Consider the following 19,480-nt stretch of genomic DNA (forward strand, 5'->3'; position numbering starts at 1 on the left):
GACTGGTAACACCGGCAGGTAACCCATGCGCTGGCCAGTAGGCCGACCCACCACCGTCCGCGCGCGGATCGTGGCGCTCGCCCTCGCCCCGGCCGTCGCGCTGACGGCACTGTGGAGCTTCGCCATGGTGTCCGTCACCGCCGAACTGCGCGCGCTGATCCGGATCCAGGGGGTGTACGACGACTTCGGCACCCCCGTCGACACCGCCGTGGGGCAGATCCAGATCGAACGGCGGCTGTCGGCGGCCTACCTGGGCGCCCGCCCCGACACGGCGACCGCCACCGGCCTGCTCGCCCAGCAGCGGCGCACCGACCGGGCGGTGGACGCCATGCGGGACGCGGTCCGGGACGGCGACCGGGGCCGCCTGACGGACCGCCAGCGCCAGTCCCTGGACGCGATGGTGACCGCCACCGACGGGCTGGAGCGCCTGCGCGCGCGGGTGCTGTCCCGGACGATCTCCTGGGACACCGCCGTCGCCGACTACAGCGCCCTCGTGGAGCCCGGCTTCGACGTCGAGTCCACCCTCACCGCCCTCCAGGCCGGACAGCTGGCCCGGGAGTCGCAGGTCGTCGTCGAGCTGGTGCGGGTACGGGAGTTCGTCTCCCGCGAGGACGCGCTGGTCGCCGGGGCGCGGGCCGCCGGACGGCTCACCGACCGGCAGTACGACACCCTCACCGCGACGATCGAGGACCGCCGCGTCTTCGAACGGACCTACGTCCCCGACCTGCCGTCGGACTCCCGGACGCTGTTCGAGACCTTCCAGGGCGGCGAGCTGCACCGCTCGCTGGTGCGCGGTGAGGACGCCCTGCTGCGGGCGGGCGCCGACCGGGCCGGGGCGGCCGTCGCCGCGGACACCTGGCGGTCGACCACCGACCGAGCCGTCAAGCGGTACATGCTGCTGTGCACCCGGTCGGCCGAGAACTCCGCCGCACGCGGCCGGGCCTTCGCCTATCGCGAGCTGGCCAAGGCGGCCGTCGTCGGCGTGGCCGGGCTGGCGGCCGTGGGCCTCTCGCTCTGGTTCGCGGTGCGCGGGGCCCGGCGCATCTCACGCCGGCTGGAGCTCCTGCGGGACGCGGCCGATGTGCTGACGGCCCGCCAACTGCCCGCGCTGATGGAGCGGTTGAGCGCCGGCGAGGACGTGGACGCGGTCACCGAGGCACCGCCGCTGGCCGCCGGGGAGGCCGGGGACGACGAGATCGGCGACGTCGGCCGGTCGTTCAACCGGGCCCGGCTGGCCGCCGTCGAGGCCGCCGTCCGGCAGGCCACGCTGCGCCGGGGCCTGTTCGCGGTCCTCCTCAACATCGCCCGGCGCAACCAGGCCCTCGTCCACCGCCAGCTGAAACTCGTCGACACGCTGGAACGGCGCACCGACGACCCGGCCGTGCTCGGCGAGCTGTTCCACATCGACCACCTGACCACCCGGATGCGCCGGCACGCGGAGAGCCTGATCATCCTCTCCGGCGCCACCCCCGGACGGCGCTGGCGGCGGCCGGTGCCGATCGCCGACGTGGTCTCCTCTGCGGTCGGCGAGATCGAGGACTACACCCGGGTCGTGGTGCCGCCGATGCCCGAGGTGGGTGTGGCCGCGGACGCCGTCGCCGACGTCGTGCACCTGGTCGCCGAGCTGCTGGAGAACGCCACGGTGTTCTCGCCGCCGCACACCCGGGTCACCCTGCGCACGGCCCGGGTGGGCCACGGCTTCACCCTGGAGATCGACGACCGGGGACTCGGCCTCGATCCCGAGCAGCTCACCGAGGCCCACCGCACCCTCACCGCCCCCGACGCCTTCGACCCCACCCGCCACGACCGCCTCGGCCTCTACGTCGTCGGCCGCCTCGCCGCCCGGCACGGCATCGAGGTGACCCTGCGGGACTCCCCGTACGGGGGAACGACGGCCGTGGTGCTGCTGCCGGAGGCGGTGCTGGCGGATGTCGAACCGGAGAGCGGCCGACGGGACGGCTCGGCGGCCGGCGCGCTGTCGTCGTACGGCGGGGCGCCGGCCGCCGAGCCGTCCCGTGACAGCGGGTTCGGGCACAGGCCGGTGCCGGGTCCGTCGGCGGACCGCGCCCCCGGCGCGACCCCGCCCCTGCCCACCCGCACCCGCCAGGCCTCCCTCGCCCCCGAGCTGCGCACGGAGCGGGCCGCGGGCGAGACGCGCGACCTGGACGCCGACGAGATGCGGGCGGTGTTCGGGGCCTTCCAGCGCGGCCTGGACCGGGGGCGCAGAGGACTGCCGGCCGGACCCGAGGAGCCGGACCACACCGAGGAGAGGACGCGCGCCGACCATGACCAGTGACGACCGACCCCAACCCGCCGAAACCGCGTCAGCGCCCGGCGTCCAGCCCGGTACCGGCCTCGGCTGGCTGCTCGACGATCTCGTCGCCCGGACCGACCACGTCCGGCAGGCCGTGCTGCTCACCGCCGACGGGCTGCCGCTCAGCCACACCGACGGCATGCGGCGCCGGGACATCGAACATCTCGCGGCCGTGTGCTCGGGCTTCCACAGTCTGGCCCGGTCGGCGGGGGAGCGGTTCGGCGCCGGAGAGGTGCGGCAGACCATGGTGATGCTCGACGACGCCTACCTCTTCGTCACCCCGGCCGGGCACGGCAGCCGGCTCGCCGTCCTCAGCGACGTCCGCACCGACGTCGGCCAGCTGGCCCACGAGATGGCCCTGCTCGTCCGCCGCCTCGGCCGCCACCTGGACGCGGCCGTCCGCTCGGCCCCCTGACACCGCGGTGAGCGACGAGCACTGGTACGAGGACGAGACCGGCTCGCTCGTCCGCCCCTACACCGTCACCCGGGGCCGTACCGAACCCTCCGGCCGACAGGCCATCGACCTGATGTCGCAGGTCACGGCGGTGGAGGCGGACGCGACCCAGCCGGACCTCGACCACGCCCGGGCCGCCCTGCTCGCCCTGGTGCGGCGCGGGGCCCGCCCGGTCGTCGAGCTCGCCGCGGACGCCGACCTGCCGCTCACCGTCGTCCGCGTACTGCTCGGCGATCTCGCCGAAGCCGGCCTGGTCCGGATCGACGAGCCCCGCCGGCTGGAACCGGCGGGCCCCGCCGCCGACCCCGAGCTGCTGAAGGTGATCGTGGAGCGGCTGCGGGAGCTCTGACCCCGCGCAACGAATCGCCGCCGGACGGCCGCATCACGCAATGAACCGCTCGCCGACGCGCAACAGGTCCTTCTTGTCCGGTCCGGCCCGCCGACCGTACCGTCTAACTGGCCCCCAGACCCCCTTCCGTACCCGGTGAGGACCAGCATGCGCACCGCCCTGCTCCAGAGCTCCGGCCGCCCCGGCTCCACCGTCGAGAACCTCAAGGTGCTCGACGAGGCCGCCGGCCGGGCCGCCGCCGCGGGCGCCGCGCTGCTCGTCGCCCCGGAGATGTTCCTGACCGGCTACGCGATCGGCGACGACATCGCCCACCTCGCCGAGCCCGCCGACGGCGACAGCGCGGACGCGGTCGCCGAGCTGGCCCACCGGCACGGTCTGGCGGTCGTCTACGGATACCCGGAGCGCGACGGCGAGGCCGTGCACAACTCCGCCCAGCTGATCTCCGCCGACGGCACCCGGCTCGCGAACTACCGCAAGTCCCACCTCTTCGGCGGCTTCGAGCGGGACCACTACACCCCCGGCGACCAGCCGGTCGTCCAGGCCGAACTCGGCGGCCTCACCGTCGGGATCATGATCTGCTACGACGTCGAGTTCCCGGAGCTGGTCCGCGCCCACGCCCTGGCCGGCACCGACCTGCTCCTCGTGCCGACCGCGAACATGCACCCGTTCCAGCTGGTCGCCGAGTCCCTGGTCCCGGTGCGGGCCTGGGAGAACCAGATGTACGTCGCCTACGCCAACCGGGTCGGCCACGAAGGGGAGTTCGAGTTCTTCGGGCTGTCCACGCTGGCCGGACCGGACGGGGTCGCCCGGGTCCGCGCCGGCCGCGGCGAGGAACTCGTCGTCGCCGACGTCGACCCCGCCCTCCTCGCCGCCTCCCGCGAGGCGAACCCGTATCTGAAGGACCGCCGCCCCGGCCTCTACGGGTCCCTGTCCTGACCTTCCCCCGCTCTTCCCCGCCGCTCTTCTTCCCGTCGTCTTCCCGCGTTCTTTTCGCATGTCGCAAGGAGTCCGTACCCCATGACGTCCACCGTGCCCAACGCCGTCGAGCACGCAGACGAGCAGCAGCCGCCGATCACCATGTTCGGCCCGGACTTCCCTTACGCGTACGACGACTTCCTCGCCCACCCGGCGGGCCTCGGCCAGATCCCGGCGACGGGGCACGGCACGGAGGTCGCGGTCATCGGCGGCGGCCTGTCCGGCATCGTGGCCGCCTACGAGCTGATGAAGATGGGCCTGAAGCCGGTCGTCTACGAGGCCGACGAGATCGGCGGGCGGCTGCGGACCGTCGGCTTCGAGGGCTGCGACCCCGAACTGACCGCCGAGATGGGCGCGATGCGCTTCCCGCCCTCCTCCACCGCCCTCCAGCACTACATCGACCTGGTGGGACTTCAGACCCGGCCGTTCCCCAACCCGCTCGCGGAGACCACCCCTTCGACGGTGGTCGACCTCAAGGGGGAGTCGCACTACGCCGAGACCGTCGACGACCTGCCGCAGGTCTACCGTGATGTCGCCGCCGCCTGGAACAAGTGCCTCGACGAGGGCGCCGACTTCTCCGACATGAACCGCGCCATGCGCGAGCGGGACGTGCCGCGCATCCGCGAGATCTGGGCGAAGCTCGTCGAGAAGCTCGACAACCAGACCTTCTACGGCTTCCTCTGCGACTCCGAGGCGTTCAGGTCCTTCCGGCACCGGGAGATCTTCGGCCAGGTCGGCTTCGGCACCGGCGGCTGGGACACCGACTTCCCCAACTCCATCCTGGAGATCCTGCGAGTCGTCTACACCGAGGCCGACGACCACCACCGCGGCATCGTCGGCGGCAGCCAGCAGCTCCCGGTCCGGCTCTGGGAGCGCGAGCCGGAGAAGATCGTGCACTGGGCGTACGGGACGTCGCTCGCGAAGCTGCACGAGAACGGCGAGCCGAAGCCCGCCGTGACCCGGCTGCACCGCACCACCGGCAACCGGATCACCGTGACCGACGCGGACGGCGACATCCGCACCTACCAGGCCGCGATCTTCACCGCGCAGTCCTGGATGCTGCTCTCCAAGATCGCCTGCGACGACTCGCTCTTCCCGATCGACCACTGGACCGCGATCGAGCGCACCCACTACATGGAGTCCTCGAAGCTGTTCGTGCCGGTCGACCGGCCGTTCTGGCTGGACAAGGACGAGGACACCGGACGGGACGTCATGTCGATGACGCTCACCGACCGGATGACCCGCGGTACTTACCTCCTCGACGACGGCCCCGACAGGCCCGCCGTCATCTGCCTCTCCTACACCTGGTGCGACGACAGCCTGAAGTGGCTCCCGCTCTCCGCGCACGAGCGGATGGAGGTCATGCTCAAGTCGCTCGGCGAGATCTATCCGAAGGTCGACATCAGGAAGCACATCATCGGCAACCCGGTGACCGTGTCCTGGGAGAACGAGCCCTACTTCATGGGCGCGTTCAAAGCCAACCTGCCCGGCCACTACCGCTACCAGCGGCGCCTGTTCACCCACTTCATGCAGGACCGGCTGCCCGCCGACAAGCGCGGCATCTTCCTCGCCGGCGACGACATCTCCTGGACGGCCGGCTGGGCCGAGGGCGCCGTCCAGACCGCGCTGAACGCGGTCTGGGGCGTCATGCACCACTTCGGCGGAGCGACCGACACGACCAACCCGGGCCCGGGCGACGTCTACGACGCCATCGCACCGGTCGAACTCCCCGAGGACTAGACCCCGGCGGCCCGCGCCTTCTCGTACACCTCGGCGGCGACGTCCTTGAGCTCCTGGGCGTCGCGCGGGGTGGTGGTGAGGTCGATCAGGATCTCCTCCAGGCCGACGGCCGCGTGCGCGACGAGGTCCTCGACGATCTGCTCGACGCTGCCCTGGAAGGGGCGGCGGTCCGCGCCGTCGTAGGCCTTCGGCGTGTACGTGGTGTTGACCCGCAGGACCGTCTGGATCGGTTCCGTGCGGCCCCGCTCGGCCGCCAGCTCCTGCAACTGCGCCCACTGGGCGGCGAGCTGCTCGACACCCATGCCCACCGGCAGCCAGCCGTCCGCGTGGTCGACGAGCCGGCGCTGCGCCCTCCTGTTGTTCGCGGCCAGCATGATCGGGATCGGCCGGGCGGGCTTGGGACCGACCACGGCGGAGGCGATCTTCGTGATCCGCCCGTCGTAGCGCACCGGATCAGGGCCCCACACCGCGCGGCACACCTCGATGAGTTCGTCGAGCACCTGCCCGCGCTCCTCGAACGGCCGGATCGCGCTGGCCGCGTACTCGTCCAGGGACCAGCCGGTACCCAGTCCCGCGATCACCCGGCCGCCGCTCGCCGCGTCCAGCGTGGCCAGGGCCTTGGCCAGGTGGAAGGGGATGTGCAGCGGCGCCACCAGGACGCTGCTGCCCAGCCGGACCCGCTCGGTGACCGCGGCGGCGAGGCTCAGCGTGACCAGCGGGTCGGCCACACTCCGGTACTGCTCGGGCCAGGGCACCCCCTCCATGCCGTACAGGCCCTGGGTGGCGGGCTCCGGGAACAGGGCCCGCTCGAAGACCCAGAGGCTGTCGTAGCCGATCTGTTCGGCGGTGCGCGCCACGTCGGTGACGTCGGTGGCGAGGGAGTACTGCTGCATCTGGGGAAGGCTGAGGCCGAGTCGGGTCGTCATACCGGTGCTCCTCTGCGGTCGGGTGCGTGCCGTCAACGTAGAACGATCACGACGGATTCCGGGGTGGCCCGGGCGCCGATCGGATCAGGCCAACTCAGTCGCGCAGCGGCGTGAGCAGCATCCGGCCCGCCAACCCGACCGCCGCGTCCAGCCGTTCGGCGAACTCCTCGACCAGGTCGTCGAACCGGCGCAGCGCCCACAGCGCCCGCGCGGCCGACCAGGTCGCGTCCCGCGCCCGCTCCAGGCTCCAGGAACCGAGCAGATGGGTCAGTGGATCCGCGATCTGGAGCAGGTCGGGGCCCGGCATCAGATCCTCGCGGATGCGCTCCTCCAGCGAGACGAGGAGTTCGCCCACGCGGTCGAACTCGTCCTCCAGGTCCGCCGGTTCGCAGCCGAGCGTACGACAGGCGTCCACCACGGCGAGCGCCAGGTCGTGCCCGATGTGCGCGTTGATGCCCGCCAGCGCGAACTGCAGTGGTCGTACCCCGGGATGGCGGCGGAACTGGAACAGCGGCCGCCAGCAGGCGGGCGGACGGCGGTCGCCCTCCGCCGCGTCCACGGCGGCCAGGTAGCGCTCCGCGAACCGCACGTCCAGCGTCTCGGCGGCTCTCGGATCACCGAACCGGCCCGCGTCCAGGCGCCGTTCGACCTCCTCCGTGACGGCGAGGTAGACACGGTTGAAGACCGCGATCCCGTCCCGCTCGGGCAGGGTCGCGTCCAGGGCGCGCATCCGGGAGACGACGGTGCCGACCGGAGCGGTGAGGTGTTCCGACTGCGCCATGGGGGAAGGGTCCCAGCCCTGGGCTGACGCGCGTGCCGACGGGCCCGGCGCTTCCCCGGAACGGGGGAACGGACCCGTCGCGCGGGAGGGGGAGCACAGCGTGCCTGGCTCACACGCCCGGCGCCGGGACGGGCGGAAGCGGGCGGTCATGCTCGCCGTCGCCTCGGCCGTGGTCGCCGTCGGTACCGCGACCGGGATGCTCTCGGCGCTCGGCGAGGAGCGCGGTGGCGCGGCCGGCGGATCGGCCGTGGGACAGGACCGGCCCGCGGTGACGTACGCGACGACGTCGGCCCCGCCGGCCCCCGCACCGTCCGCCTCCGCGACACCTTCCGTCCGGCCCGCACCGTCCGCGTCCCCGCGGCGGACCACGGCGAGCCCCGCCCCCACCGTGGCGGAGCGGCGGACGCCCCGGCTCTACCGCCACCCCGACTCCCAGGTCGCCGACTGGGTCCGGGCCCACCCGGACGATCCCCGCGCCGCCGTCATCGGGAACCGCATCGCCGACCGGCCGGCCGCCGTGTGGTTCGCCGACTTCGCCCCGGCGGCCATCGCCTCCCGGGTCCGCGCCGTCACCTCGGCGGCCTCCGCGCAGGGCCTGGTGCCGGTGCTGGTGCCGTACGCGATCCCGGACCGGGACTGCGGCGGGGCCTCGCGGGGCGGGGCGCCGGACCTCGCCGCGTACGACGGCTGGATCGACGCCTTCGCCCGGGGGCTGGGCTCCGGAGAGGTGATCGTGATCCTGGAGCCGGACTCGGTCGCCCAGGCGGACTGCCTCTCCGCCGCCGACCGCGCCGCGCGGTTCGCCTCGCTGGCCCGCGCCGGCCGGGTGCTGAAGGCGGCCGACCCCGGGGCGCTGGTCTACTACGACGCCGGTCACTCCGGCTGGCACCGGCCCGGCCGGCAGGCGGCCCTGCTGCGGCAGGCGGGCGCCACGGCCGCCGCCGGGATCTTCAGCAACGTCGCCAACTTCCAGACCACCGAGGACGAGATCGCCTACGACCGTCAGGTCCTCGACGCCCTCGGCGGACCGGCCTCGCTCGGCGCGGTGATCGACACCAGCCGCAACGGCAACGGCGCCCCGGCGAACGGCGCCTGGTGCGATCCGGCGGGGCGGCGGATCGGCCGGGCGCCCACCCTCGACACCGGTCAGGCGCGGATCGACGCCTATCTGTGGGTGAAGCTGCCGGGGGAGTCGGACGGCTGCAAGGGCGCCGCCGGGAGCTTCACCCCGTCGTACGCCTACGACTTGGCGTCGTCGTCGTAGGAACTGGTGCCCTCGTCCAGCAGCGGCTGTGTGGACTTGAGGTGGGCCGGGGCCAGGGCGCGCAGCGCGTGGTAGCCGATGACGACGACCAGGGTGCCGAGCGCGATGCCGCTCAGCGAGAAGGTGTCGGTGAACTTCAGGCTGACGTTGCCGACGCCGATGATGATGCCCGCGGCGGCCGGGACCAGGTTCAGCGGGTTGCGCAGGTCGACCTTGGCGTGCAGCCAGATCTGGGCGCCGAGCAGGCCGATCATGCCGTACAGGATGACGGTGATGCCGCCGAGGACCCCGCCCGGGATCGCCGCCACCACCGCGCCGAACTTGGGGCAGACGCCGAAGAGCAGCGCGAAGCCGGCGGCGGCCCAGTAGGCGGCGGTGGAGTAGACGCGGGTCGCGGCCATCACGCCGATGTTCTCGGAGTAGGTGGTGTTGGGCGGGCCGCCCACGGCGGTGGAGAGCATCGAGGCGACCCCGTCGGCCGAGATGGCGGTGCCGAGCTTGTCGTCCAGCGGGTCGCCGGTCATCTCGCCGACGGCCTTGACGTGCCCGGTGTTCTCGGCGACCAGGGCGATGACGACGGGGAGGGCGACCAGGATCGCCGACCACTGGAAGGACGGGCCGTGGAAGGTCGGCAGCCCGATCCAGTCCGCCTTGCCGACGCCGGAGAGGTCGAGCCGCCAGTGGTCGGTGACCTGGCCGCTCGGGCTCATGGAGTGGATCTTTCCGAAGATCCGGTCGAGGGCCCAGGACAGGACGTACCCGAAGACCAGGCCCAGGAAGATCGCGATGCGTGACCAGAAACCACGCAGACAGACGACGGCCAGAGCGGTGAACAGCATCACCAGCAGGGCGGTCCACTGGTCCTGCGGCCAGTAGGTGGAGGCGGTGACGGGCGCGAGGTTGAAGCCGATCAGCATCACGACCGCGCCGGTGACGATCGGCGGCATCGTGGCGTGGATGATCCGGGCGCCGAAGCGCTGCACGGCCAGGCCGATCAGGAACAGCACGGCACCGACCACGAAGACCGCGCCGGTCACGGTGGCGCTGCTGCCGCCCTGGGCGCGGATCACGGCGGCCACGCCGACGAAGGAGAGGGAGCAGCCCAGGTAGCTGGGCACCCGGCCGCGGGTCGCGAGCAGGAAGATCACGGTCGCGGCACCCGACATCATGATCGCCAGGTTGGGGTTGAGGCCCATCAGTACCGGGGCGACGAAGGACGCGCCGAACATGGCCACCACGTGCTGGGCGCCGAGCCCGACGGTGCGGGGCCAGGAGAGCCGTTCGTCGGGGCGTACCACCGCTCCGGGCGCGGGCGTGCGCCCGTCGCCGTGCAGTTTCCAGCGGACGCCGAGATCCATGGTGGGGCTTCGCTTTCCTCGTACATGAAGTTGGTCCGCACCATTGTCACGGCTACCTCGCGGTTCTACGCTCGCACGGTCCTACTCATGAACTGAGTTCACGTATCTGATCCACGCCTGATGTCCGATCGGAGTGCTCGATGAGTGGAAGATCCCGCGTGGCCGTCGTCCTGACGGCGCTGGCGGCCGTCGGCGCCGTCCTCGTCCCCTCCGCCCACGCGACCGCGAGGGCGCCCAAGGCCCCGGACACCGCCGTCCTCGACGGCACCCGCCTCCAGCGGACCCGGGCCGGACTCGACCACGGCGACCCGCGACTGAGGCGCGCCGTCAAGGACCTGACCACCCGCGCCGACGCCTGGCTCGGCCAGGGCCCCTGGACGGTCGTCGACAAACCGAAGCCCGCCCCCGGCGGGGACGTCCACGACTACCTGAGCCAGGCCCCCTACTGGTGGCCCACCACCACCCCCACGGCCGACAACCCCTGGGGCTGCCCCTACGTCCAGCGCGACGGGCAGCGCAACCCCGAGGTCGACAGCGGCACCGACCGCCAGGACGTGGAGAAGGTCTTCGACTCGACGTACGACCTCTCCCTGGCCTGGTACTACACGGGCCGCCGCGAGTACGCGGAGAAGGCCGGGCAGGTCCTGCGCACCTGGTTCCTGGACCCCGCGACCCGGATGAACCCCAACCTGAACCACGCCCAGTTCATCCCGTGCAAGTACGACGGCCGGGCCATCGGCATCATCGACTTCTCCCAGTCGTACACCAGCGTGGTCGACGCCCTGGCCATCCTCGGCACGGGCGCCCCCGGCTGGAGCGCAGGGGACCGCGCCGGGATGCGGAGCTGGAACACCGACTTCCTCGGCTGGCTGAAGAGCAGCGCCTTCGGCAAGGAGGAGGGCGCCGCCGCCAACAACCACGGCACCTTCTACGACATGCAGCTCGCCGCCCTCGCCTACGCGACCGGCGACAAGGCGCTGGCGAAGAAGGCCGTGCTGGACGCGCGGGCCAGGCGGATCGACCCGCAGATCGCGGCCGACGGGAGCCAGCCGCAGGAGCTCTCCCGGACCAGGAGCTGGCACTACTCCACCTTCGACCTGGTCGCCTATACCCGGCTCGCGGCCATCGGCCGGCACGTCGGGGTGGACCTCTGGAGCTACCGGGGACCGGACGGGCAGAGCCTGTCCCAGGCCGTGGACTACCTGCTGCCCGCCGCGACCGGGGCCGCCGCCTGGCCCTACCCGGAGCTGGAGTTCCACCGCTACGCGGCGAGCGACGTCGTGCACGCGGCGGCCGACGCCGGCGACCGGGCGGCCCGGCGGGCGGTACGACGGCTGGAGGCACCGCCCGGCGGCGACCTCTGGGCGCTGCGGCCGGCCGCCGAGCAGCTGGACTCGATCGCGGGCTGAGGGTGCCCACGGAGGGGTTCCTGAGCGCTCGCTTAGGATGGGTGCCGTACCCGAAGCTCAGGAGCCCCGCCCGTGACCGCCGAAGCCCTGCCCGCCCCCGCCCTCTCCTACGGCCGACTGCTGCCGGTGAGCGTCCACTTCGACGACCTCGACGCGCTCGGGATGCTGCACAACGCCCGTTACCCGCTGCTGGTCGAGCGGGCCTGGACCGAGCTGTGGCACGAGCACGGCGTCCGCTTCGACGGCGACTGGGCCACCGCCGGGGACGCCTGCAACGTGGTCAGGGAACTGCGGATCGGCTACGAGGCCCCGGTGACCAGGTCGGGTACCTATGCCGTCCACCTGTGGCTGGAACGGCTCGGCACCACCGGCCTCACCTACGGCTTCCGGTTCTGCTCGGCGGACGGCGCGCTCACCTACGCACAGGGCACCCGGGTCCTGGTCCGGCTGGACGCGGCCACGCTCCGCCCCGCCCCCTGGAGCGAGGGCTTCAGGGCCGCGGGTCGGGCACTGCTGCGGCCGCGGGACTGACCTCGGCCCGCCTGCCCCGCTCTCCGGCGCGCAGCACGCCCGCGAACACCACCAGCCCCAGCGCCAGCACCGTGACCAGGCAGAACGACACCACCAGGCTGGTCGCCTGGGCCACCCCGCCGATCAGGCTGGGTGCGATCAGGCCCGAGGTGTAGGTGATCGTCGCCACGCCCGCGATCGCCTGACTGGGGTTCGGCCCGGCGTGCCCGGCCGCCGCGAAGCACAGCGGTACGACGACCGCGATACCGAGCCCCATCAGCCCGAACCCGGTCATCGCCACGGCCGGATTCCCGGCGAGCACCACCAGCAGACCGCCGAACGCGGCCAGCACGCCCCCGGCCCGCACGGTGCGGACCGCGCCGAAGCGGTTCACCACCGCGTCCCCGCTGATCCGGGCCACCGCCATGGCCAGCATGAACCCCGTGGTGGTGGCCGCCGCGAGCCCGGCCGAACTGTCCATCCGGTCCCGCAGGAACACCGCCGACCAGTCCAGGCTCGCGCCCTCCGCGAACACCGCGCAGAAGCCCACCGTGCCGATCAGCAGGGCCGAGCGGGGCGGCAGCGTGAACCGCGGCGGCGGCTCCTCGTCCGCGTCGGGCTGGATGTCGAGGACCCAGCCGGCGGCCAGTACACCGAGCACGGTCAGCACGGCCGCCGCCAGGGCGAAGTGCACCCGCGCGTCCGTGCCCAGGTGCGCGGCGAGGGTGCCCGCCGCCGAGCCGACCAGGGTGCCCGCGCTCCACATGCCGTGCAGCCCCGACATGATCGACCGGTCCAGCAGCCGCTCGATCTCCACGCCGAGCGCGTTCATCACCACGTCCGCCATGCCGGCGCTCGCGCCGTACACGAACATCGCCAGGCACAGCGTGTAGAGGTTCGTCGCCAGGGACGGCAGGATCAGTGACGCCGTCCACATCGCGATCAGCCCGCGCAGTGCCGCACGGCTGCCGAACCGGTGGCTGATCCGGCCCGCGAGCGGCATCGAGCACGAGGCGCCGAACGCGGTGAACGCGAGCGCGAAGCCGAGCTGCCCCGCGCCCAGCCCGGCATGTTCCTGGATCCAGGGCACCCGGGTCGCGAACGAGCCGGTGACGGCGCCGTGCACGGTGAACACGGCCGCGACGGCGTACCGCGCGCGCTTCACCCCGTGCTGCTCGTAGCCCACGTCTTTCATGGTCCTGCCCCTCCCCGGGTGGGTGCCGCCCCGCTGTCTCCGCCGTACCGCTGTTCGGCCGTAAACTATCAGGGACCCTGCCTGATAGATAGAGAGATATGCGGCCGTCCCGGGCCGCGCGGATCTGGGAGGATGCCCGTCATGCCCGCATCACCGAGCACCGCCCGGGCCATCAACGACCGGCTCGCGCTGAGCCTGCTCCAGCAGGAAGGCCCGCTGACGGCAGGGCAGTTGAAACAGCTCACCGGGCTCTCCCGGCCGACCGTCGCCGACCTCGTCGAACGGCTCACCGCCTCCGGTCTGATCACGGTCGTCGGCGAGTCCGGCGAACAGCGCCGGGGCCCGAACGCCCGGCTCTACGGCATCGTCGCCGGCCGCGCCTGCCTGGCCGCCCTCGACGTCCGCACCGAAAGCGTCTCGGTACTCGTGTCCGACCTGGTGGGACAGGTGCTGGCCGAGGGGGCGGTACCGGTGGGGCCGGAGGCGGGGGAGGCGGCGGCCGTCGAGCAGGCGGTGGGGCTGGTCGAGCGGGCAGTGAAGGAGGCGGAGGGATCGGGCGAGGGGCGGCTGCACACCGTCGGCATCGGCGCGCCCGGCCTCATCGACCCGGCCACGGGCGACCTGCGCGACTCGGCGGGGCTGCCCGCCTGGCACCGCCGCCTGGTCGCCACCCTCCAGGAACGCTTCCCGCACACCCGGGTCACCGTCGAGAACGAGACCAACCTGGCCGCCCTCGCCGAACAGCGCGAGGGCGTCGCCCGGGACCGGGACACCTTCGTCCTGCTCTGGCTGGGCCACAGCTGCGGCGCCGCCGTCGTCCTCGACGGCCGCCTGCGCCGCGGCGCCTCCGGCGGCGCCGGCGAGATCGGCTTCCTCCCGGTACCGGGCACCACCGCACTCCCCTCCGCCACGGACTGCTCCGGCGGCTACCACTCACTGGTAGGGGCAGCGGCCATCACCCAACTGGCCGCCGAACACGGCCCGGAACTGGACGGGCCGAGCGCGTCGATCGCGGCAGAGGCATCCCGGCTCACCTCTGTAGCGACCCGCAGGGGCGCGGGGCGTATCGATATGCGGCTCCGCCGTGTGGGCGCGACCAGCCCCCACGCACCCGCAGACAACCGACGACCCACCAAGCCGAACCCCGACTTCCTGGACACCCTCGCCGACCGCATCGCCCTCGGTGTGGCCGCCCTCGTCGCGGTCCTCGACCCCGGCTGCGTAGTCCTCGGCGGCGAGATCGGCGCGGCCGGCGGCGCGTCGCTCGCCGCCCGCGTAGAGGACCGCCTGCGCGGGATGTCCCCGCTCGCCACCGAGGTGCGGGCGAGCGCGCTCGGCGGTGCGGCCGTGCTGCGCGGCGCTCTGCTGACCGCCCGGGAGCGCGCCCAGGACGAGCTGTTCGCGCCCCCGGACCGCGGATGAGAGACCCGGCGGCGGGCAAGGGCCGTCGTCACCGCCACCGGGCCCGATCGCACCCTAAAAGGACTAGACCATTAGGGTCAATAGGTTTGGATCAAAGTCAAGATCCCTGGTCCGAGGCCCAGTTGGGCACATGACGAGCTGTCAGGGAAGTCCAGCGACATGGGTTGTGAGGCACCCCACACAGTTCCCCTGTATGGACCACCACCCGGCGTGGCACACTGGCGGTGTACCAGAAGCAGCGCACTCCGGGGTCGGTGAAAGTCCGAACCGGCGGTTATAGTCCGCGACCCGTCCGCTTCCAGCGGCCGGTTGACCAGGTGAAATTCCTGGACCGACGGTTAAAGTCCGGATGGGAGGCAGTGCGCGGCGGGCGAGCATGTACCTGTGCGCGCCGCCGTATCTGGTCCCGTCCGTGACGGACGGGGCCTTGTCGGCGTCGCCCCGGTGTGTTCACCCGTACATTCTGTCGTCCGTCGACAGGCCCCGGAGTCCGTGCCCCGTTGAGGCAGGAGGACCCGGGAAGTGTTCACCGGAATCGTCGAAGAGCTGGGTGAGATCACCGCCGTCGAGAATCTCGGCGACGCCTCCCGTTTCCGGCTCCGTGGCCCCGTAGTGACCGAGGGCGCACAGCACGGCGACTCCATCGCCGTGAACGGGGTCTGTCTGACCGTCGTGGAGCACGAGGGCGACGAGTTCACCGCCGACGTCATGCAGGAGACCCTCCGGCGCTCCTCCCTCGGCGCGCTCGGCGTCGGCTCCCGCGTCAACCTGGAGCGCCCCACCGCCGTGGGCTCGCGCCTCGGCGGCCACATCGTGCAGGGCCACGTGGACGGCACCGGTCAGGTGCTGGCCCGCACCCCCTCCGAGCACTGGGAGATCGTCAAGGTCTCCCTCCCCGCCGACCTCGCCCGCTACGTCGTCGAGAAGGGCTCCATCACCGTCGACGGCATCAGCCTCACGGTCGTGGAGGCGGGCCCGGACTACTTCACCGTCAGCCTCATCCCCACCACCCTCGACCTGACCACGCTCGGCCACAAGCAGCCCGGCGACCCGGTCAACCTCGAGGTCGACGTCGTCGCCAAGTACGTGGAGCGGCTGCTCGCGAACTCGCAGGGAGCGGGCAAGTGAACTGGCTCAACTCCGAGGCCTTCGTCCTGTTCGGCCAGCACATCCTCTGGTCGGACATGATCGGCAACATCCTTGGCCTGATCGCCCTGGCCCTCGGCTGGCGCCGCGACCTGTGGAGCTGGCCGGTCCAGTTCGCCTCCGGCCTCATCCTCTTCGGAGCCTTCTTCGGGCACCTCACCGGCAGCGCGGGCAAGCAGGCCGTCGTCATGGTCGTCGCGCTGTACGGCTGGTGGCAGTGGAACCGCAACAAGGGCCAGGGCACCGATGGTCATATCGCGCCCCGCTTCGCCACCTGGCGCGAGCGCGGCGCGATGGTCGCCGCGGCCGCCGTCGGCACGGTCGCCGTCGCCCTGCTCTTCAAGGCCTACCCGTCCCTGTCCTGGGACCCCTGGCCCGACGCCTACATCTTCGTCGGCACGATCGTCGCCATGTACGCCCAGGCCCGCGGCATGGTCGAGTTCTGGTTCGCCTGGCTCCTGGTCGACCTGGTCGGCGTCCCGCTGAACTTCGCCAACGGCTACGCCTTCTCCGGCTTCGTCTACGTCATCTACGGCGCGCTCGTCCTGTGGGGCATGCGCGACTGGTGGCTGCGCTCCCGCCAGGGCACGCGGCCCGCTCTGGAAGGAGCACCCGCATGACCGCGGCACCCATCCTCTACCGCACCGACGGCGCCGAAGACCTCACCCTCGACCCCGTCGAGCAGGCCATCGCCGACATCGCGGCCGGCCGCCCGATCGTGGTCGTCGACGACGAGGACCGCGAGAACGAGGGCGACCTCGTCATCGCCGCCGAGAAGGCCACCCCCGAGATCATCGCCTTCATGATGAGCGAGTGCCGCGGCCTGATCTGCGCCCCCATGGAGGGCGAGGAGCTGGACCGGCTCCGGCTGCCGCAGATGGTCGACGACAACACCGAGTCGATGAAGACCGCGTTCACCGTCTCCGTGGACGCCTCCGCCGCGCACGGCGTCAGCACCGGCATCTCGGCCGCCGACCGCGCGACCACCCTCCAGCTGCTGGCGAGCGGTACCGCCGAGCCCTCCGACTTCGTCCGCCCCGGCCATGTCTTCCCGCTGCGCGCCCGGCCCGGCGGCGTCCTGACCCGCAACGGCCACACCGAGGCCGCCGTCGACCTCGCCCGGCTCGCGGGCCTGCGCCCGGCCGGCACGATCGTCGAGATCGCCGGCGAGGACGGCCGGATGCTCCGGCTGCCCGAGCTGATCCCGTTCGCCCGCAAGCACGGCCTGACGATCATCTCCATCGCGGACCTGGTCACCTACCGCCGGGCCGCCGAGCCCACCGTCCGCCGCGAGGCCGAGGTCAGCCTCCCCACCCGGCACGGCGCCTTCACGGCGTACGGCTACCGCTCCACCCTCGACGGCGTCGAGCACGTCGCCCTCGCCCACGGCGAGATCGGCGACGGCGAGGACGTCCTGGTCCGGATCCACTCCGAGTGCCTCACCGGGGACGTCTTCGGCTCGGCCCGCTGCGACTGCGGCCCCCAGCTCGACTCCGCCCTGGACCGGATCCAGGAGGAGGGCCGGGGAGTCGTCGTCTACCTGCGCGGACACGAGGGCCGGGGCATCGGACTGCTGTCCAAGCTGCGCGCCTACGAACTCCAGGAGCGCGGCCGCGACACCCTCGACGCCAACCTCGAACTCGGCCTGCCCGCCGACGCCCGCGACTACGGCGCCGGCGCGCAGATCCTGGCCGACCTGGGCGTGCGCAGCGTCCGCCTGATGACCAACAACCCGGACAAGAGCGACGCGCTGCTCAGCCACGGCCTCAGGATCAGCGGCCGGGAGCCGATGCCCGTGCAGGCGGGCGAGCACAACCTCCGCTACCTGCGCACCAAGCGGGACCGGATGGGCCACGACCTGCCGTGGCTGGACACGCCCGCCGTGGCCGGCTGCGCGAACCAGTAAGAAACAGCACTTCAGCAGAGCAACAGCACCGAGGAGAGACGTGAGCGGCAAGGGCGCACCGGAACTGTCCGTACGCAATGTCAGCGACCTGCGGGTCGCCGTCATCGCGGCCCAGTGGCACGAGAAGGTGATGGACGGACTGGTGGACGGCGCGCTGCGCGCCCTCGGCGACCTGGGGATCGACGAGCCGACCCTGATCAGGGTCCCCGGCACCTGGGAGCTCTCGGTCGCCGCCAAGGCCCTCGCCGGCCGCGGCTACGACGCGGTGGTCGCCCTCGGTGTCGTCATCCGCGGCGGCACCCCGCACTTCGAGTACGTGTGCCAGGGCGTCACCGCGGGCCTCACCCAGGTCTCCGTCGAGACCGGCGTCCCCGTCGGCTTCGGCGTGCTCACCTGCGACAACGAGGAGCAGGCCCTGGACCGCGCGGGTCTTGAGGGCTCCCACGAGGACAAGGGCCACGAGGCGGTGACGGCGGCGGTGGCGACCGCGGCCACCCTCCGCTCAGTATCTGAACCCTGGCACTGAGCGACGCGGCGATTGGCGTAGTCTGGCGCTCACCATGTCCAACAAGACTTTCGAGGAGCTCTTCACCGAGCTCCAGCACAAGGCCGCCCACGGCGACCCCGCCACCTCCCGCACCGCAGAACTGGTCGGCAAGGGGGTCCATGCCATCGGCAAGAAGGTCGTCGAGGAGGCCGCCGAGGTCTGGATGGCCGCCGAGTACGAGGGCAAGGAAGCCGCCGCCGAGGAGATCTCGCAGCTGCTCTACCACGTCCAGGTGATGATGGTCGCCCGCGGCATCTCGCTGGACGACGTCTACGCCCACCTGTAAGCCACCCAGTTCCAGCACCCACCCCATCACGCAAAGGAAGCCGACCTCATGCTGCGCATCGCCGTCCCCAACAAGGGTTCCCTCTCAGGCCCTGCGGCGGACATGCTGCATGAGGCCGGCTACCGGCAGCGCCGGGAGTCCAAGGAACTGCGCATCGTCGACCCGGTCAACGACGTCGAGTTCTTCTACCTCCGCCCGCGCGACATCGCGATCTACGTCTCCTCCGGCCGCCTCGACATCGGCATCACCGGACGGGACCTGCTCGTGGACTCCGCCGCCAACGCCGAGGAGATCCTGCCGCTCGGCTTCGCCCGCTCCACCTTCCGCTTCGCCTCCAAGCCCGGCGCGGCGAGCACCCTCGCGGACCTCAAGGGCAGGACGGTCGCCACCTCCTACGAGGGGATCGTCGCCAAGCACCTCACCGACAGCGGTGTCGACGCCTCCGTGGTCCACCTGGACGGCGCCGTCGAGACCGCCATCGAGCTGGGCGTCGCCGAGGTCATCGCCGACGTCGTCGAGACCGGCACCAGCCTGCGCAACGCGGGTCTGGAGGTCTTCGGCGAGCCGATCATGAAGTCCGAGGCGATCGTGATCCGCCGCACCGGAGCGGACGCCGAGGAGCCCAAGGTCCAGCAGTTCCTCCGCCGCCTCCAGGGCGTCCTGGTCGCCCGGACGTACGTGATGATGGACTACGACTGCCGGGTCGAGCAGCTGGAGAAGGCCGTCGCCCTCACCCCCGGCCTGGAGTCGCCCACCGTCTCCCCGCTGCACAACGAGGGCTGGGTCGCCGTCCGTGCCATGGTCCCCACCAAGGAGGCCCAGGGCATCATGGACGACCTGTACGACCTCGGTGCCCGCGCCATCCTGACCACGGCCATCCACGCCTGCCGCCTCTGAG

Annotated in this window: 19 protein-coding genes and 1 riboswitch; of the genes, 15 read left to right on the top strand and 4 right to left on the bottom strand. The window is 72.3% G+C overall.

Annotated features, from left to right (window positions below; genetic code table 11):
- Positions 1-25 precede the first annotated feature (25 nt).
- From ACGFZS_RS29755 to ACGFZS_RS29775, 5 genes are all read left to right on the top strand, one after another.
- Positions 26-2,296, top strand: coding sequence for a nitrate- and nitrite sensing domain-containing protein (locus ACGFZS_RS29755; protein WP_393797678.1), 2,271 nt, complete (start codon positions 26-28; stop codon positions 2,294-2,296).
- Positions 2,286-2,729, top strand: coding sequence for a roadblock/LC7 domain-containing protein (locus tag ACGFZS_RS29760; protein WP_393797679.1), 444 nt, complete (start codon positions 2,286-2,288; stop codon positions 2,727-2,729). Before ACGFZS_RS29755 ends, ACGFZS_RS29760 begins: the two co-directional genes overlap by 11 nt.
- 7 nt (positions 2,730-2,736) lie before the next feature.
- Positions 2,737-3,117, top strand: coding sequence for a DUF742 domain-containing protein (locus ACGFZS_RS29765; protein ID WP_393797680.1), 381 nt, complete (start codon positions 2,737-2,739; stop codon positions 3,115-3,117).
- Between the two features lie 147 nt (positions 3,118-3,264).
- Positions 3,265-4,053, top strand: a complete 789-nt coding sequence (locus tag ACGFZS_RS29770; protein ID WP_393797681.1) for a carbon-nitrogen hydrolase family protein — start codon at positions 3,265-3,267, stop codon at positions 4,051-4,053.
- A gap of 81 nt (positions 4,054-4,134) precedes the next feature.
- The gene (locus ACGFZS_RS29775; RefSeq protein ID WP_393797682.1) at positions 4,135-5,832 is read left to right on the top strand and encodes a flavin monoamine oxidase family protein; all 1,698 of its coding nucleotides are present in this window, start codon (positions 4,135-4,137) and stop codon (positions 5,830-5,832) included.
- Here the strand turns inward: ACGFZS_RS29775 and ACGFZS_RS29780 are convergent.
- Both ACGFZS_RS29780 and ACGFZS_RS29785 read right to left on the bottom strand, forming a co-directional pair.
- The gene (locus ACGFZS_RS29780) at positions 5,829-6,758 is read right to left on the bottom strand and encodes an LLM class F420-dependent oxidoreductase (protein WP_393797683.1); all 930 of its coding nucleotides are present in this window, start codon (positions 6,756-6,758) and stop codon (positions 5,829-5,831) included. The genes ACGFZS_RS29775 and ACGFZS_RS29780 overlap by 4 nt on opposite strands.
- Before the next feature lie 94 nt (positions 6,759-6,852).
- On the bottom strand, positions 6,853-7,539 hold the full coding sequence (locus ACGFZS_RS29785) for a DUF5995 family protein (protein ID WP_393797684.1): 687 nt from the start codon (positions 7,537-7,539) through the stop codon (positions 6,853-6,855).
- 148 nt (positions 7,540-7,687) lie between these two features.
- Between ACGFZS_RS29785 and ACGFZS_RS29790 the strand changes: the two genes are divergently transcribed.
- Entirely contained in the window at positions 7,688-8,803 is a 1,116-nt protein-coding gene (locus ACGFZS_RS29790; protein ID WP_393797737.1) for a glycoside hydrolase family 6 protein, read from the top strand.
- Here ACGFZS_RS29790 and ACGFZS_RS29795 read toward each other — a convergent pair.
- Complete coding sequence (locus ACGFZS_RS29795; protein WP_393797685.1) at positions 8,779-10,161, bottom strand: uracil-xanthine permease family protein; 1,383 nt, start codon at positions 10,159-10,161, stop codon at positions 8,779-8,781. The two genes, ACGFZS_RS29790 and ACGFZS_RS29795, sit on opposite strands and share 25 nt — an antisense overlap.
- A 140-nt stretch (positions 10,162-10,301) precedes the next feature.
- Here ACGFZS_RS29795 and ACGFZS_RS29800 point away from each other — a divergent pair, with 140 nt between their 5' ends.
- On the top strand, positions 10,302-11,570 hold the full coding sequence (locus ACGFZS_RS29800; protein WP_393797686.1) for an alginate lyase family protein: 1,269 nt from the start codon (positions 10,302-10,304) through the stop codon (positions 11,568-11,570).
- A 72-nt stretch (positions 11,571-11,642) separates the two neighbouring features.
- Positions 11,643-12,101, top strand: coding sequence for an acyl-CoA thioesterase (locus tag ACGFZS_RS29805; protein ID WP_393797687.1), 459 nt, complete (start codon positions 11,643-11,645; stop codon positions 12,099-12,101).
- Here ACGFZS_RS29805 and ACGFZS_RS29810 read toward each other — a convergent pair.
- Positions 12,061-13,275, bottom strand: coding sequence for an MFS transporter (locus tag ACGFZS_RS29810; protein WP_393797688.1), 1,215 nt, complete (start codon positions 13,273-13,275; stop codon positions 12,061-12,063). The two genes, ACGFZS_RS29805 and ACGFZS_RS29810, sit on opposite strands and share 41 nt — an antisense overlap.
- Before the next feature lie 141 nt (positions 13,276-13,416).
- Here ACGFZS_RS29810 and ACGFZS_RS29815 point away from each other — a divergent pair, with 141 nt between their 5' ends.
- From ACGFZS_RS29815 to hisG, 7 genes are all read left to right on the top strand, one after another.
- The gene (locus tag ACGFZS_RS29815) at positions 13,417-14,697 is read left to right on the top strand and encodes an ROK family transcriptional regulator (protein ID WP_393797689.1); all 1,281 of its coding nucleotides are present in this window, start codon (positions 13,417-13,419) and stop codon (positions 14,695-14,697) included.
- A 236-nt stretch (positions 14,698-14,933) separates the two neighbouring features.
- Positions 14,934-15,064, top strand: a riboswitch (FMN riboswitch).
- Positions 15,065-15,219: 155 nt separating this feature from the next.
- Positions 15,220-15,825: a riboflavin synthase gene (locus ACGFZS_RS29820; RefSeq protein WP_355720894.1), complete on the top strand. Its 606-nt coding sequence runs from the start codon at positions 15,220-15,222 to the stop codon at positions 15,823-15,825.
- Positions 15,822-16,463, top strand: a complete 642-nt coding sequence (locus tag ACGFZS_RS29825; protein WP_393797690.1) for a nicotinamide riboside transporter PnuC — start codon at positions 15,822-15,824, stop codon at positions 16,461-16,463. Before ACGFZS_RS29820 ends, ACGFZS_RS29825 begins: the two co-directional genes overlap by 4 nt.
- Positions 16,460-17,749: a bifunctional 3,4-dihydroxy-2-butanone-4-phosphate synthase/GTP cyclohydrolase II gene (locus ACGFZS_RS29830; RefSeq protein WP_393797691.1), complete on the top strand. Its 1,290-nt coding sequence runs from the start codon at positions 16,460-16,462 to the stop codon at positions 17,747-17,749. Before ACGFZS_RS29825 ends, ACGFZS_RS29830 begins: the two co-directional genes overlap by 4 nt.
- Positions 17,750-17,789: 40 nt before the next feature.
- Positions 17,790-18,275 (top strand): 6,7-dimethyl-8-ribityllumazine synthase, encoded by a 486-nt coding sequence (gene ribH / locus ACGFZS_RS29835; RefSeq protein ID WP_393797692.1) that lies wholly within the window; start codon positions 17,790-17,792, stop codon positions 18,273-18,275.
- Positions 18,276-18,309: 34 nt separating this feature from the next.
- Complete coding sequence (locus tag ACGFZS_RS29840) at positions 18,310-18,582, top strand: phosphoribosyl-ATP diphosphatase (RefSeq protein ID WP_030946750.1); 273 nt, start codon at positions 18,310-18,312, stop codon at positions 18,580-18,582.
- Between the two features lie 48 nt (positions 18,583-18,630).
- Positions 18,631-19,479 (top strand): ATP phosphoribosyltransferase, encoded by an 849-nt coding sequence (gene hisG / locus ACGFZS_RS29845; RefSeq protein ID WP_393797693.1) that lies wholly within the window; start codon positions 18,631-18,633, stop codon positions 19,477-19,479.
- The last annotated feature ends 1 nt before the right edge of the window (position 19,480 follow it).

Origin of the sequence: Streptomyces sp. NPDC048288, assembly GCF_043201555.1 — a bacterium.
Taxonomy (GTDB): Bacteria; Actinomycetota; Actinomycetes; order Streptomycetales; family Streptomycetaceae; genus Streptomyces.